Raw genomic sequence first — 14,087 nt, 5'->3', positions numbered from 1 at the left:
CCCGGCCGCCCCCGCGCCCGCCCCGCCCCGAGTCCCCACCCCCCCTCCCCCCCCCCCCCCCGCCCCCCCCCCCCCCCGCCCCCCCCCCCCCCCCCCAACGCTAGGTGGGGCAACTTCACGACGTCAAGTTGCCGGGCTCTCAGCGGACTCTCAGCGGTCTGCGGTGAGACTGTGGGCATGCGAGTGCTGATGGTCGAGGACGAACTGCGGCTGGCCGACACGGTCCACCGCGGGCTGACCGACGCCGGGTTCGTGGTCGAACTGGTGCACGACGGCGAGAACGCGGTCTGGGCGGCGACCGAGCACAGCTACGACGTGATCGTCCTGGACATCATGCTGCCCAAGCTGAACGGGTACCGCGTGCTCGAACTGCTCCGGGCCCGCGGCATCTGGACACCGGTGCTGATGCTGACCGCGAAGGACGGCGAGTACGACCAGACCGACGCGTTCGACCTCGGGGCCGACGACTACCTGACCAAGCCGTTCAGCTTCCTGGTCCTGGTGGCCCGGCTGCGGGCCTTGATCCGGCGCGGCGGCCCGGAGCGGCCGGTGGTACTGACCGCGGGCGACCTGTCACTGGACGTGGCCCGCCGCCGGGTGGAGCGGAACGGGAAGGAAATCACCCTCACGCCGCGCGAGTACGGCCTGCTGGAGTTCCTGATGCGGCACCGCGGCGACACCGTCAGCAAGACCGAGATCCTCGCCAACGTCTGGGACCCCGCTTTCGACGGCGACCCGAACGTGGTCGAGGTCTACGTCCGGTACCTGCGGAAGAAGATCGACACGCCGTACGCACGGCACGCGATCGAGACCATTCGCGGGATGGGCTACCGGCTGAATCCCGAGGGCGGCTGACCTCTCTGGACGACCTGCGAAAATGGCGGGGTGAGCACGGTCGTGCGACGACGCGTTGACGGGTGGTACCGGACCGCCGGCGGCTTGCGGCAGGCCAGCGTGCGCAGCCGCTCGACGGCGGCGGCGGTGATCGTGGTCGCCGTGGCGATGATGCTCGGGGCGACCGCGCTGCTGCTGCTCCTGCAGCGCGCGCTGATCACCGAGGTCTCGGACGCCGCCGAGGGCAGGGTCGCCGACGTCGCCCAGCAGGTCAGCACCGAGGGTACGGCGGGCCTCGCGCGCGACCTCACCCAGACCACCCGCGCCAGCCAGCTGGTGCAGGTCCTGGACTCGTCCGGACGGGTGATCGCCGCCTCCTCCGCCCGGGTCGGCACCACTCCGCTGACCGATCTCCGCCCGCCGGCCGGTGCGCTCTTGCGCGCCGAGGTCGGCGAGATGCCGCTGATCGACGACGATCACTCGTTCCTGGTCGTCGCCCAGGGCGCGTCGCACGGCGGTCAGACGTACACCGTGGTGGTCGCCTCGTCGGTGCAGACCCAGCGACAGACGGTCGGCACCGTCGCGAAGTACCTGGCGATCGGCTTCCCGGCGCTGCTGATCGTGGTCGGGGTGGCCGCCTGGCTGATGATCGGGCGGGCGCTGCGGCCGGTGGACCGGATCCGGGCCCGCGTTCAGGGCATCGGGAGCCGGGACCTGACCGAGCGGGTTCCGGTGCCGCCGACCCGGGACGAGATCGCACGGCTCGCGGTGACGATGAACGAGATGCTCGACCGGCTGGAGACTGGGCAGGCGACCCAGCGGGCGTTCGTGGCCGACGCCAGCCACGAGCTGCGGTCGCCGTTGGCCACGCTGACCGCGGCGCTCGAGGTCATCGAGGCGGACACCTCCGGGAAGGCGTGGAACGAGCTGCGGCAGGTGATGGGGACCGAGACCGACCGGATGCGTCAGCTCGTCGAGGACCTGCTGCTGCTCGCGAAGGCCGACGACACCGGGATCCGGATGCGGCAGACCGACGTGGACCTCGACGACCTGGTCGCCGCGGAGATCCAGCGGCTGCGCAGTTCGGCCCCCGAGCTGAAGGTCACCGGCGACGTCCGGCCGGTCCGGGTCGTCGGCGATCCGGCACGCCTGAGCCAGGTACTGCGCAACCTCGTCGACAACGCCGCGCGCGCGGCGCACAGCACGGTCCGGCTGACCACCGCCGAGGAGAACGGGTCGGCGATCATCACGGTCGAGGACGACGGCGACGGGATTCCCGAGGAGGACCGCCAGCGGGTCTTCGAGCGTTTCGTCCGCCTGGACACGAGCCGTTCCCGGGCCAGCGGCGGCTCCGGCCTCGGCCTGTCCATCGCCCGCGAGATCACCCGCGCCCACCACGGCACGATCGCGCTCACCCCGTCGAGCAGCGGAGGTACGACGGCCACGGTGACCCTCCCGAACTGACCTGAGGGGTGGTGCGGGCCGCTCACCAGGACCAAGCTGGGGGTAAGGAGGTGGGGACTGGTGAAAGCGGAAGCAGGCGACCAAGTCGTCGTGGAGACCAGCCATCTGATGACGCACCGGCGGGAGGGCCGGATCGTCGAGGTTCACGATCCGGACGGCGCACCGCCGTACCTCGTGCACTGGAGCGACACCGACACCGAGTCGCTGTTCTTCCCGGGGCCGGACGCGCACATCGTGCACGCCGGGCGGTAGGAGTCCTCAGCCGGCCGGTTTGCGGATGGTCGCGGCCGCGTGCCGCAGGTTGGTGAGAGTCGTCCGTACGGCGCGCCGGGCCGTTCGCTCCGGCCGGTAGAGGGCGTCGATGTCGCGGCGGGCGTGCACTCCGAGCAGTGGGCGGAGGACCACGCCGGGATGCGCGCGGGCGGTCCAGCGCGGGATCAGGGCCAGCCCGGCGCCGGCGGCGACCAGCTCCGCGACCACGCTGAACTCGTTGACCCGATGCACCAGCTCGAGCCGCTGGTTGGCCGCCGCTCCGATCGCCTCGATCGTGGCCATCAGCGGGAATCCGTCGTGCACGGTGATCCACGGGTCGCCGGCCACGTCGCGCGGTGACAGCGAGCGCTTCGATGCCAACCGATGGTCAACGGGTACGGCGACATCCAGCGGCTCCTGCAGCAACGGCGTGACGGCGACCGTCCGCGGCCAGGCGGCGGCGTGATCCATCCGGTGCGCCAGCACCACGTCGTACTCGCGGGTCAACGCCGGGAACTCGTCCTGAGGTACGTCCTCGTCGTGCAGCGTGAGTCGCGGGGCATCCTCCGCCCGCAGCAACACCGGGAACAACGCGGCGGCCGCGCTGTGGAACGCGGAAATCGACACCACCGCGTCGGGCTGCTCGGCGAAGTCATCGACCGCGTGTCGCGCCCGCGCCAAGGCGGACTCGACATCCGCCGCGGCCGCTGCCAGCGCGCGCCCGGCGGCGGTCAGGACCACCCGCCGGCCGTCGCGTTCGGTCAACGGCACCGGGATCGATCGCTGTAGGAGCCGGAGCTGCTGCGAGATCGCCGACGGCGTCACCAGCAACGCCTCGGCCGCCGCCGTCACGCTGCCGAGCTCACCGACTTCCCGCAGGATCCGCAGCTGCCGTTCGTCCATTTCGACAGTGTAGGTCTGCTACAGGATCGCTTTAGAAAGTGGGGCTTGGCTTCAACGTCGGACCGGCTCACCCTGGGTCCGTGCCCGCGCCCCGCCGTACCGATCTCGTTCTGCTGCTCGTCGCCATCGTCTGGGGTTCGAGCTACCTCGCCGCCAAGACCGCGACCGCGGTCACGCCGGTGCTTGCCGTCCTCTTCGTTCGGTACGCCATCTCGGCCGGCGCGCTGGTCCTGTTCGTCCGGCGCATCAACCGCCGGGAGCTCCGCATCGGCGTCGTCCTCGGCCTCACCCAGGCGGCGGTGCTGATCCTCGAGACGTACGGCGTCACGCACACCAGCGCGGCCAACGCCGGACTGATCATCAGCCTGACGCTCGTCCTCACCCCGCTCCTCGATCGCCGCCGGCTACCGTCCCGCTTCTATCTGGCCGCGGCGACCTGCGTTGTCGCGGTCGGCCTCCTGATGGCCAGCCACGGTCTTCACGCGCCGGGCGTCGGCGATCTGCTGATGCTTGCCGCGGCCGTCGTTCGCGCCGGCCACGTCGCGCTCGTCGGCCGCCTCGCCACCGGTCTCCGGCCACTGCAACTGACCACGGTTCAAGCGATTGTCGGTACGGCGCTCTTCGCGATCCCCGCCGTACGACACCTGCCGGCGATCCCCGCCGTGGGCTGGCTGCAACTCGCCTATCTCGCCTTGTTCTGCAGCGTTTTCGCGTTCCTCGCGCAGACCTGGGCCATCCAGCGCACGTCGGCCAGCCGCGCCAGTCTGTTGCTCGGCACCGAGCCGCTCTGGGCCGTTGCCATCGGCCTCGGTCTCGGCGACGAGCACCTGACGCTCCCCGCCGTCTTGGGCGCGATCCTGTTGCTGGCCGGCACCACCTGGGGCCAGTCGATCGAACGGTCCCACCGCGAATCCGGCGACCAACAGCGGTTGCTGGTCACGCAGGCTTGAGGACGAGCTCCAGGCGGAGCCAGCGTGCGAGGTCCCGGATCTCGCGGTGCAGGGCGGCGGTCACGGTTTTCGAGAACGGTTCGTCTTCGTGGATGGCGTCGACGCGGAACATCCCGGCTTTGCGATCCGCTTGCGCGTCGAGCTTCCCGATCAGGCGGTCGTTGTGCAGGATCGGCAACGCGAAGTACCCCCAGCGGCGCTTCGCGACCGGCTTGTACATCTCCAGCTGGTAGTCGAACTCGAAGATCTCCGTCAGCCGTTTCCGGTCGTACACAAGGCGATCCAGCGGTGAGATGATCGCGGTCCGCCCGCTGAACGGTTGCCCGAGCAGCTCCGGGTCGACCCGCCACTCGCCACGGACGCCTTCCACGACGGCCCGCTCCCCCGCCCCGCCGGCGTCGAGCGGCTCCCCCGGGCACGCCGGTCCCTTGGCGCGCAGGATCCCCATCGACCGCAGTCGTTGCTGCTCCCGGATCCGGCCGGCCTCCTCGAGCGGTACGGCGGGCTCGTCCGGATAGATGCGGGACGCCAGATCCCAGAGCCTGTCCCGGCCCTCGCGTCCCGCGATCGCCACCTCGCCGCGCTGCAGCATGAACTCGAGCATCTGCGACACGTTCCGGTTGTTCGTCCAGCCGGACGACTTCCAGGGCACCACGCAGCTGTCGGGAAGCTCGCGCATCACCAGCGGACCGTCCTGCCGCAGGCGTTCGAGAAGGTCGAGGCGGCAACCTTCGTTCGCCTGCACCCAGTTGCGTCGGTACTCCTGCCAGTCGAGCAGCTCACCGTCCGGGTGGGCCCACGCCGCCATCTCGGCCCGGAACAGGGCGAGCGTCTCGGGCAGCCGGACGAATCCACGCAACTCCAACAACTGTTGGGTCGCCAACGCATCGGCGAGTTCCTCGGGGTCGTACGACGATCCGAGCCGGCTCCAGGCCACCAGATCCGCGTTCGGCGCGACGTACGCCGTCTGGTCGTACTGCACGACGTTGAGCCCGCCGACCACGTCGAACAGGTCCGCGGGGCGCTCGCTGGTCAGCAGCTGGGCCTGCACCGCCAGCCGCCTGGCATCCCGCTTCGACAACTGATGGATCGTCACGGGCTGAGGCTAAGGCATGGCGCAGACAGTCACAGACAGTATGGTGAAAGGAGGACCGAGTGGGTGGGGACCTGGTACTCGGACTCAGGGGGGTCATCGTGAGGGGACGTTGGCGGGCACTTATGCCCAGTGCAGTGGGGTTGGCGTTGGTGGCGGTCGCGGCGTGTTCGACCGCGGAAGGTTCGGGCGGTACGACGACGGTGTCGCCGAATCCATCGATTCTCGGACCGCGGACGCAGGCGCCGGTGAAGGCGGTCGCGGACTGCGCGCACTCCGACGTACACCTCCCGGCGGTATCGGATACGGACGGTGTCGAATTGACCGTCAGCACCGACGCGAGCCGTACGTCGCTGCTCGTCAAGAACACCGGGAACCTGACGGTCGTCGTGATCCCGGACGCGAACTTCGACAGCCGGCTGGCGCCCTCGCCGTACGCGAATCCGACCGACGAGGCGTCGCACGGCGCGCTGGCCGCGGTGAACGGGGCCGAGGCCGGCTCGATGCCCCAGATCCCGTCCTTCGTTCCGGCCGGCCAGGTGATCAAGGTGCCACCGGAGTGGTCGATCTGTTCGCTCACCGACAATCCTCGGGAGGTCGCGAGCATCCGCTACCTGCAGGACCGCACGTCGAGCGCGGAGTACATCCTGACGAAGGGCCTCGCCGAACAGTTGCTGGTCAAGCAGACCCCGGCGCGCACGGGGCCGACCCTCGACCGGTGCGCGAAGGACACCTCGAACGTGATCAAGATCCACCCGGAGATGTCGGACATCGAGCTGTACGCCGAGATTCTCGGCCCCCGGTCGTCCTGCCGAGCGGCGTACAAGGGGTTGCTGAGCGCGGGCGGACAGGCCGCCGACCAGTTCGCCACCACGGTTCTGAACCGGCTGGCGAGCGGTCCTCAGCTCGCACCGAACAGCGACCTGCTCACCACTACAGCCGCGGGCTGACCAGGGTCGGCTCCGGGTCCGGTCAGGGAGAACTCCACTGCCGCCGGCCTCCGCGCCGACGGAGACTGGAGTCGTACCGTTCGACACCTCGGAGGACTCAGCATGATCGGCTTCATCATCGCCGGACTCATCATCGGAGCACTGGCGCGACTGTTCACGCCCGGCAAGCAGAAGCTCGGTCTGCTCGCCACACTGATGCTCGGCCTGGCCGGCTCGGTGATCGGCGGCACCATCGCGAGCATCCTCGGCACCGGCGGGATCTTCGAGCTGAACATCCTCGGGTTCACCGTCGCCGTGATCTCGTCGGTGTTGCTGGTCGGCACCGCCGAGTCGCTGTCCGCCCGCAGCAAGAACTGAACGCGGAGCTGAGCGCCCAGCGAACAGCTGGGCGCTCAGTCGTTTGACCGGAAGCGCCGGTGCTACAGCTCGTCGTTGACCGCCATCGCCGGCCGCGGCTCGCGGCCCGGCGGTTGCGGCGGCCGGGGCAGGAGCGGCCGGCGCTTCTCCAGTGTCCGGATCACCGGCTGCGTCGCGGTCACCGTGATCTCCTCGCCGGCGTGCCGCAAGGTGAGCGAGGCGTCCGGCCCGTCGTGCACGGTGTACTTCGCCGACAACGGGTCGATCTCCACCTTCAACCGCACGCCACGCCACCGGACCGTGAAACTCAACCCGGACAGGCCCATCGGCAACGCCGGATCGAACGACAAGATGCCGTCCTGGTCGCGCAGCCCGCCGAAGCCGGCCACCAGCGCGCTCCACGCTCCACCCAATGAAGCCATGTGCAGGCCGTCGCCGGTGTTGTGGTGCAGGTTCCGCATGTCGATCAGCGCGGCCTCGTACGCGTAGTCGTAGGCCAGGTCGAGATGACCGACCTCTGCGGCCATGACCGCTTGCACGCACGCGGACAACGACGAGTCCCGCACGGTGAGCCGCTCGTAGTAGTCGAAGTTCCGCGCCTTCTCCTCGGGCGTGAACGCGTCGCCGCACCAGTACGTCGCGAGCATCAGGTCGGCCTGCTTCACCACCTGCGTGCGATACAGCTGGAAGTACGGCGCGTGCAGGAGCAGCGGGTACCTGTCCTTGTAGCCGTCGAAGTCCCAGACGGCGTACCCGGTGAAGCCTTCGGACTGCGGGTGAACGCCGAGATCCTCGTCGTACGGCAGGTACACCGCGGCCGACGCGTCCCGCCAGGTCGCTTCTTCCTCGCTGTCGACGCCCAGCTCGCGCGCCTTGGGTGCCAGCTTCGCCGCGACCTCCGCCGCGAAGCGCAGGTTGCGCGCGGCCATCAGGTTGGTGAAAACGTTGTCGTCGGCAACGGCGCTGTACTCGTCCGGGCCGGTCACGCCGGGCAGGTGCCAGCGGCCGTCGCGGTCGTGGTGCCCGAGCGACATCCACAACCGGGCCGTCTCGACGAGCAGCTCGAGGCCGACCTCCTCGAGGAAGTCGTCGTCACCGGATGCCCGGTAGTACCGCATGACCGCCTCGGCGATGTCGGCGTTGATGTGGAACGCCGCCGTCCCCGCGGGCCAGTAGCCGGAGCATTCCTGGCCACGGATCGTCCGCCACGGGAACGCCGCGCCGCGGAAACCGAGCTCCTCGGCGCGTTGCTTCGCCAGCTTGAGCGTCGAGTGCCGCCAGCGCAGCGCGTCGGCGGCTGCCTCGGGCAACGTGTAGGTCAGCACCGGTAGGACGAAACCCTCGGTGTCCCAGAACGTGTGCCCGTCGTACCCGGCACCGGTCAGACCCTTCGACGGGATCGCTCGGCGCTCGGCGCGTGCTCCTGCCTGCAGGACGTGGAAGAGCGCGAACCGGGCCGCCTGCTGCAGCTCCGGATGCCCTTCGACCTCGATGTCGGCGCCGTCCCAGAAGTCGTCCAGGAAGTCGACCTGCTGCTTGGCCAGGCCGTCCCAGCCGGAGAACCGCGCACTGGCCAGTGCGGCAGCCACTTGGTCCCGGATAGCGGTTTCGGATCGCAGACTCGACCAGCCGTACGCGAGGTACTTCACCACGCGCAGGCTCTCGCCCGGCTGCAGCTGACAGATCACCGTGGTGCGGGCCCAGTCCTCACGGACGTCCTGGTCCATCGCGTACCGCACGGTCGTGTCGACCTCGTGCGCCATCGCCGCCGCCATCAGCTGCTGGCTGCGGGTGGTGCGGTGGATCAGAACCGTGCCGTGCTCACCACCGTCGTGGCTGACCGGCTTCAACGGGTTGTCCAGTACGGCGGCCACGCGCGGATCGTCGGACAGCTTCGGCTGGGTTTCGTTCGCGACCAGTTCGGACTGGATGACGAACCGGGCCGGCTGGTCGACCGGCTCCACGACGTACTCGATCGCGGCGACCGCGCGCTGGGTCAGCGACACCAGCCGGCGGCTGCGGACCCGGATCCGCTTGCCACCTGGTGACGTCCAGTCGACGTCGCGTTCGAGGACGCCGGTGCGGAAGTCGAGGGAACGTTCGTGCTTGGTCAGGTACCCGTAGCGGATGTCGAACGGCGAGTCGTCGACGAGCAGCCGGATCAGCTTGCCGTTGGTGACGTCGACGAGTGTCTGGCCGGACTCCGGGTAGCCGTACCCGGCTTCGGCGTACGGGAGGGGGCGCTGCTCGTAGAAGGAGTTCAGGTAGGTGCCGGGGATCGCGAACGGCTCGCCCTCGTCGAGGTTGCCGCGCAGGCCGATGTGGCCGTTGGACAACGCGAACAGCGACTCCGACTGCGCGAGCTTGTCCATCGCGAGCCGGGTCTCCCGCAGCCGCCAGGGCTCGATCGGGTGATGGCCTCGGTCGATCATGCGCCCTCCAGCAGTTCGGCGAGGTCGCGGACCACGACGTCGGCGCCGTGCGACTTCAGTTCGGTCGCCTGGCCGACGCGATCGACTCCGATCACGTGCCCGAAGTTGCCGGAGCGGCCGGCGGCCACGCCGGCTAAAGCGTCCTCGAACACGGCCGCCTCGGACGGGTCGACACCGAACTCCTTGGCTGCGGCAAGGAACGTGTCGGGCGCCGGTTTGCCCTTCAGCCCGTCGGTCCGGATCGTGACGCCGTCAACGATCTCCTCGACGTACCGCGCGAGTCCGGTGACGTCCAGTACCTCGCGAGTGTTTGCGCTCGACGACACCACCGCGCGGCGCAGTCCGGCCCGTTCGGCGGCCTCGAGGTACTTCCGGGATCCTTCGAAGACGTGCACGCCCTCGGTCCGGATCCGGCGTTGCACGGCGACGTTCTTCCGGTTGCCCAGGCCGTTCACGGTCATCGCGGTCGGCGCGTCGTCAGGGGTCCCGTCGGGCAGCGTGATGCCGCGCGCGGTCAGGAAGTCCCGGACGCCGTTGGCTCGCGGTTTGCCGTCGACATAGGCGTCGTACTCCGCTCGGGCATCGAACGGCTGAAAGGGTATCTCGTGCTGCGTCGCATACTCCCGGAGGAACTCGTCGAACATCTCTTTCCACGCGGCCGCGTGCACGGCAGCGGTGTCGGTGAGGACACCGTCCAGGTCGAAGAGACAGGCCCGGATTTCTGCAGGTAGTCCCAGCATGACCCCAGACTAGGACCTCAACCGGTCGGGCAGACCGAAGGCCGGGAATCGGGAGTATCCGAAGGTCATGATCTCGACGATCTTCCGCTCCCGGACCCACAGCACATCGAGCTTGAACGCCCGCCACACCGTGTCTCCCGGCTTCAGCAGATAAGACGCTGCCGCAGGCAACCGATTCGCCGAAGTGGGGACCAGTCGCCACTCGCCGTCCCGATCGGGGCCGAGGCCACGCTCGAAGAGCGGCAGACACGCCGGGAGGCCCGCGAACGACATCCGGTCGGGCGGCATCGAGATGCGCAGGTCCTCGGCAGCGATGGCGATCGCTGCAGCCGTGTCGCATCGCTCGTGCGCGTCGATGAACCGCGCCAGCACCTCACGCTCCTCCGGCGTCGGTTGCGGTGCGGTCCACTCCGACCGCCGCGCCGGCAGCCGCTGCTGCATCGTCGCCCGCGCTCGCTGCAGTGCACTGTTCGCCGCGGCCACGCTGGTGTCCAACAGTCCGGCGGTGTCCGCGGCCGACCAGCCCAACACGTCGCGGGCGATCAGGGCGGCGCGCTGGCGGGCGGGCAGCTCCTGCAGCGCGATCAGGAACGTGAGCTCGATCGTCTCCCGGTCCACCACGACCGCGTCGGGCTGGTCGGTCGGCGGGGCGATCTCGTCGAGCAGGCGATCCGGATACGGCTGCAGCCAGACCATGTCTCCCGGCGATCCCGAGGACGCAGCGCGCCGGGCATGTCGCCGGGTGACGTCGAGGCAGACGTTGGTCGCGATGCGGTAGAGCCAGGCCCGGAAGTACGTGCGCCCGTCGTACTGATCGCGGCTGCGCCAGGCCCTGAGCAACGTCTCCTGCACCGCGTCCTCCGCGTCGTCGAAGGACGCCAGCATCCGGTAGCAGTGCACGTGGAGCTCCCGGCGGTGCTGTCCGGCGAGGTCGGCGAACGCGGTCTCGTCCCCCGCGAACGCCGCCTCTTCCAGGGTCGTCACGGCGCGACCTTCCCCACCTCCTGGACGGTCCAGCCGTTGCCGTCCGGATCCTCGAAGGCGAGGAAGGTCTCGTAGTCGGCGCGCTTCGGCGACAGGCCGGGCTGCTTGCCCTCGGCCGTGAAGTGGAACGGCTCGCTGACCTCGACACCGCGCGCGAGCAGCTCGGCGCGCGCGGCGGCGATGTCGTTCACCACCAGGTGGATGCCCTGGTAGCTGCCCGGCGGCGCCGCGGTCAGACCGGTGCCGATCGTGATCGAGCAGGCCGATCCGGGTGGTGTCAGCTGCACCACCCGGAACGAGTCACCGGCCCGATGGTCGACGTCCTCGGCGAAACCGAGCTGCTCGGTGTAGAACTTCTTCGCCCGATCCACGTCCGATACCGGCACGATCACGAGCTCGAGCTTCCAGTCCATCTGCGCCTCCGCGGTCCAGGTCGGCCACTCTGGCCGACGATTGATGACCGTGTAACGACGCCGGGACCGAAAACTCATCGGTCCATCGATGTCTGTTTCTGCGACTACTTCGCCGAACCCGTCCGGGAAGCCTCGAAGATCCCCGCGAACCAGTCGAGCTGGGCGATCTGCTGGTAGGTCTGCCCACCCTCGTGGGTGTTGTAGTGGTAGACCTCGATGTCCTTCGGCTCGCTCCCCGTGGCGCCGTAGTGATTGTACGCCGCGAACACCGTGGACGGCGGGCAGATCGGGTCCATCAGCGCGACCGAGAACAGCGTCGGCGCGGTCGCCAGCTTGCCCAGGTTGACGCCGTCGAAGTAGCTCAGCGTCCGCAACGCCGCGTCCACGTCCTGCCGGAACCCCTTCAGGTACCGCGCGATCTCGCCGTACGGGTCCTTGTCGGTGATCTGCAGCGCGCGCTCGAAGTGGCACAGGAACGGTACGTCGGGAGCGCAGCCGAGCAGGTCGATCCCGGCCAGCGGCGCGAGGCCGGCCGCGGCGATCGAGATGCCGCCGCCCTGACTGCCACCGGTCACGATGATCCGGTCCGGGTCCACGAACGGTGACGTCCGCGCGGCCTCGATCGCCCGGACGGCGTCGATGTACACGCGGCGGTAGTAGTAAGTCTCCGGGTCGGTGATACCGGCCGTCATGAAGCCCGGTGTGTGGTTCAGACCGGCGTACGGCGTGTCGTCCGGCGTACCGGCCGGGCCGCCGGAGCTGTAGCCCTGACCGCGGGTGTCCATCACGAAGTGCGCGTAGCCCGCCTGCGCCCACAGCGTGGTCGCGTGCGCGAACCCGCGACCACCGGAGTACCCGTGGTACTGGACGACGGTCGGCAGCGGACCGGTCGCGCCGGCCGGGACGTGCAGCCAGCCATTCACGGGCGAGCCGCCGAAGCCGGCGTACGTGACGTCGTAGGTGTCGATCACCGCGAGCTTGTTGTCGATCTCGGTGAACGTGGCGGAGAGGTCGTCGGTGCGCGCCTTCTCGATCGAGCGGCGCCAGAAGTCGACGAAGTCGGCGGGAGCGGCCACCTCGGGCCGGTACTCGCGGAGCTTGTCGAGGGAAAGGTCGAACATGGCCATGAGCGCAAAACTTACCGCTACCGACCACAGTCTGGTAAGCGGTGTCCATATCTGGCCGCTGGTGGCTAGTGTGACGTGATGCCCCCCTCCACACCTGGCCCGAACATCGTCTTCGTCATGTCCGACGACCACGCCGCGCACGCGATCTCGGCGTACGGGAGCAAGGTCAACAGCACGCCGCACCTGGACCGGATCGCGCAGGACGGTGTCCGGATGGACGCGACGTACTGCACGAACTCGATCTGCTCGCCGTCGCGGGCGTCGATCCTGACCGGCACCTACAGTCACGTGAACGGTGTCGCGTCGATCTACACCGAGATCGACTACCGGGTGCCGACCTTCGCGGAGGTGCTGAAGGACGCCGGCTACCAGACCGCACTGTTCGGCAAGTGGCACCTCGGCGAGCGTCCGGAGTCCGCGCCGCGACACTTCGACGACTGGCGGGTCTTCCCCGGGCAGGGTGACTACGTCGACCCGCTGATGATCGGACCGGACGGCGCGGAGACGGTTCCCGGCTACGCCACGGACATCGTCACCGACCAGAGCATCGACTGGCTCCGCGAGCGGGACACGGAGCGGCCGTTCCTGCTGTTCGTGCATCACAAGGCACCCCACCGGCCGTGGGTGCCGGACGAGAAGCACAAGCACCTCTACCCGGTCGGTTCGATCTCTGAGCCGAGCACGCTGCTCGACGACTACGCCACCAGGAGTCAGGCGGTCCGCGGCGTCCGGATGTCCGTCGCGGACGACCTGGGGACGGTTGAGGAGCTCGGCGAGGAGCTGCCGGACGAGCTGCGTGGACCGGAGAACCGCGATGCGCGGATGCGGTGGAACTACCAGCGCTATCTGCGTGACTACCTGCAGTGTGTGCAGTCGATCGACGACAACGTGGGTCGACTGCTCGACGTACTGGATGAGGAAGGGCTCAGCGAGAACACCGTGGTCGTCTACACGTCCGACCAGGGCTTCTTCCTCGGCGACCATGGGTGGTACGACAAGCGGCTGATGTTCGACCAGTCGTTGCAGATGCCGATGATGATCCGCTGGCCGTCGGTGATCCCGGCCGGGACCACCTGCGATGACATCGTGACCAACGTGGACTTCGCGGCGACGTTCCTGGACATGACCGGGAGGGACGCCGCGTCCGTGCTGCCCACCTCGCAGGGCCGGAGCTTCCTGCCACTGCTGCGCGGGGAGGAGGTCGCCGACTGGCCGACCGCGATGTACTACCGGTACTGGGAGCACGACGACCCGAACCACCACGTGCCGGCGCATTACGGCGTACGGACGCGGGACCACAAGCTCATCCACTACTACGGCGCCGGACTGGGCGTGCCAGGTTCGTCGGAGCAGCTCTTCGAGTCGGAGTGGGAGCTGTACGACCTGCAGAAGGACCCGGACGAGCTGAACAACGTCGCGGACGACCCGGCGTACGCCGAGACTCGCGCAACGCTGACGACCCAGCTGGCCCAGCTGCAGGAGCAGTACGCCGACACGCCGTACACCGGCCCCGGGACGCAGCACCCGGAATGGCCCTGGTCTGCCGAGTAGACCTGGACGAGAAGCGGGCCGCGGTTGGAGAGTTGAG

General features: G+C 69.2%; 14 protein-coding genes. 7 read left to right on the top strand and 7 right to left on the bottom strand.

Annotation, left to right across the window (positions count from 1 at the left end):
- Positions 1-177: 177 nt before the first annotated feature.
- The 3 genes from ACWGID_RS09820 to ACWGID_RS09810 all read left to right on the top strand — a co-directional run bounded on the left by ACWGID_RS09820 (position 178) and on the right by ACWGID_RS09810 (position 2,550).
- On the top strand, positions 178-855 hold the full coding sequence (locus ACWGID_RS09820; protein ID WP_452196011.1) for a response regulator transcription factor: 678 nt from the start codon (positions 178-180) through the stop codon (positions 853-855).
- Between the two features lie 147 nt (positions 856-1,002).
- Positions 1,003-2,298: an ATP-binding protein gene (locus ACWGID_RS09815; protein ID WP_452196105.1), complete on the top strand. Its 1,296-nt coding sequence runs from the start codon at positions 1,003-1,005 to the stop codon at positions 2,296-2,298.
- 60 nt (positions 2,299-2,358) lie between these two features.
- Positions 2,359-2,550 (top strand): DUF1918 domain-containing protein, encoded by a 192-nt coding sequence (locus ACWGID_RS09810; protein ID WP_452196010.1) that lies wholly within the window; start codon positions 2,359-2,361, stop codon positions 2,548-2,550.
- Positions 2,551-2,556: 6 nt separating this feature from the next.
- On the opposite strand, the gene ACWGID_RS09805 is transcribed toward ACWGID_RS09810, so the two are convergent.
- Positions 2,557-3,453, bottom strand: a complete 897-nt coding sequence (locus ACWGID_RS09805) for a LysR family transcriptional regulator (RefSeq protein WP_452196009.1) — start codon at positions 3,451-3,453, stop codon at positions 2,557-2,559.
- An 80-nt stretch (positions 3,454-3,533) separates the two neighbouring features.
- On the opposite strand from ACWGID_RS09805, the gene ACWGID_RS09800 reads away from it, so the two are divergent.
- A complete protein-coding gene (locus ACWGID_RS09800) occupies positions 3,534-4,403 on the top strand; it encodes a DMT family transporter (RefSeq protein ID WP_452196008.1) in 870 nt (289 codons plus the stop codon).
- Here ACWGID_RS09800 and ACWGID_RS09795 read toward each other — a convergent pair.
- Positions 4,390-5,499 (bottom strand): DNA glycosylase AlkZ-like family protein, encoded by a 1,110-nt coding sequence (locus tag ACWGID_RS09795; RefSeq protein WP_452196007.1) that lies wholly within the window; start codon positions 5,497-5,499, stop codon positions 4,390-4,392. The two genes, ACWGID_RS09800 and ACWGID_RS09795, sit on opposite strands and share 14 nt — an antisense overlap.
- Before the next feature lie 122 nt (positions 5,500-5,621).
- On the opposite strand from ACWGID_RS09795, the gene ACWGID_RS09790 reads away from it, so the two are divergent.
- Both ACWGID_RS09790 and ACWGID_RS09785 read left to right on the top strand, forming a co-directional pair.
- Positions 5,622-6,446 carry a hypothetical protein gene (locus tag ACWGID_RS09790; protein ID WP_452196006.1) on the top strand — a complete coding sequence of 275 codons (825 nt, stop codon included), beginning with the start codon at positions 5,622-5,624 and terminating at the stop codon, positions 6,444-6,446.
- Between the two features lie 102 nt (positions 6,447-6,548).
- A complete protein-coding gene (locus ACWGID_RS09785) occupies positions 6,549-6,803 on the top strand; it encodes a GlsB/YeaQ/YmgE family stress response membrane protein (RefSeq protein WP_452196005.1) in 255 nt (84 codons plus the stop codon).
- Between the two features lie 62 nt (positions 6,804-6,865).
- Here ACWGID_RS09785 and ACWGID_RS09780 read toward each other — a convergent pair whose 3' ends face one another.
- Genes ACWGID_RS09780 through ACWGID_RS09760 form a run of 5 tightly spaced genes read right to left on the bottom strand, consistent with a single transcriptional unit; the run spans position 6,866 to position 12,493 of the window.
- A complete protein-coding gene (locus ACWGID_RS09780; RefSeq protein WP_452196004.1) occupies positions 6,866-9,235 on the bottom strand; it encodes a glycoside hydrolase family 65 protein in 2,370 nt (789 codons plus the stop codon).
- Positions 9,232-9,975 carry a beta-phosphoglucomutase family hydrolase gene (locus ACWGID_RS09775; protein WP_452196003.1) on the bottom strand — a complete coding sequence of 248 codons (744 nt, stop codon included), beginning with the start codon at positions 9,973-9,975 and terminating at the stop codon, positions 9,232-9,234. The genes ACWGID_RS09780 and ACWGID_RS09775 overlap by 4 nt, the downstream gene beginning before the upstream one ends.
- Before the next feature lie 9 nt (positions 9,976-9,984).
- Positions 9,985-10,959, bottom strand: a complete 975-nt coding sequence (locus tag ACWGID_RS09770; protein WP_452196002.1) for an RNA polymerase subunit sigma-70 — start codon at positions 10,957-10,959, stop codon at positions 9,985-9,987.
- Entirely contained in the window at positions 10,956-11,450 is a 495-nt protein-coding gene (locus tag ACWGID_RS09765; RefSeq protein ID WP_452196001.1) for a VOC family protein, read from the bottom strand. The genes ACWGID_RS09770 and ACWGID_RS09765 overlap by 4 nt, the downstream gene beginning before the upstream one ends.
- A gap of 26 nt (positions 11,451-11,476) precedes the next feature.
- Positions 11,477-12,493, bottom strand: a complete 1,017-nt coding sequence (locus ACWGID_RS09760; protein WP_452196000.1) for an acetylxylan esterase — start codon at positions 12,491-12,493, stop codon at positions 11,477-11,479.
- 84 nt (positions 12,494-12,577) lie between these two features.
- Here ACWGID_RS09760 and ACWGID_RS09755 point away from each other — a divergent pair, with 84 nt between their 5' ends.
- Positions 12,578-14,050 carry a sulfatase family protein gene (locus ACWGID_RS09755; RefSeq protein WP_452195999.1) on the top strand — a complete coding sequence of 491 codons (1,473 nt, stop codon included), beginning with the start codon at positions 12,578-12,580 and terminating at the stop codon, positions 14,048-14,050.
- The last annotated feature ends 37 nt before the right edge of the window (positions 14,051-14,087 follow it).

The sequence above is a fragment of the Kribbella sp. NPDC054772 genome, assembly GCF_053611945.1.
This window is presented reverse-complemented; position numbering and strand designations above follow the sequence as displayed.

What these genes read in the sequence shown, in the direction of transcription:
- ACWGID_RS09755 (WP_452195999.1), top strand. Translation starts at nt 12,578, where the DNA reads ATGCCCCCCTCCACACCTGGCCCGAACATCGTCTTCGTCATGTCCGAC.
- ACWGID_RS09805 (WP_452196009.1), bottom strand. Translation starts at nt 3,453, where the DNA reads ATGGACGAACGGCAGCTGCGGATCCTGCGGGAAGTCGGTGAGCTCGGC.
- ACWGID_RS09790 (WP_452196006.1), top strand. Translation starts at nt 5,622, where the DNA reads ATGCCCAGTGCAGTGGGGTTGGCGTTGGTGGCGGTCGCGGCGTGTTCG.
- ACWGID_RS09820 (WP_452196011.1), top strand. Translation starts at nt 178, where the DNA reads ATGCGAGTGCTGATGGTCGAGGACGAACTGCGGCTGGCCGACACGGTC.
- ACWGID_RS09765 (WP_452196001.1), bottom strand. Translation starts at nt 11,450, where the DNA reads ATGAGTTTTCGGTCCCGGCGTCGTTACACGGTCATCAATCGTCGGCCA.
- ACWGID_RS09815 (WP_452196105.1), top strand. Translation starts at nt 1,003, where the DNA reads ATGATGCTCGGGGCGACCGCGCTGCTGCTGCTCCTGCAGCGCGCGCTG.
- ACWGID_RS09760 (WP_452196000.1), bottom strand. Translation starts at nt 12,493, where the DNA reads ATGTTCGACCTTTCCCTCGACAAGCTCCGCGAGTACCGGCCCGAGGTG.
- ACWGID_RS09780 (WP_452196004.1), bottom strand. Translation starts at nt 9,235, where the DNA reads ATGATCGACCGAGGCCATCACCCGATCGAGCCCTGGCGGCTGCGGGAG.
- ACWGID_RS09785 (WP_452196005.1), top strand. Translation starts at nt 6,549, where the DNA reads ATGATCGGCTTCATCATCGCCGGACTCATCATCGGAGCACTGGCGCGA.
- ACWGID_RS09775 (WP_452196003.1), bottom strand. Translation starts at nt 9,975, where the DNA reads ATGCTGGGACTACCTGCAGAAATCCGGGCCTGTCTCTTCGACCTGGAC.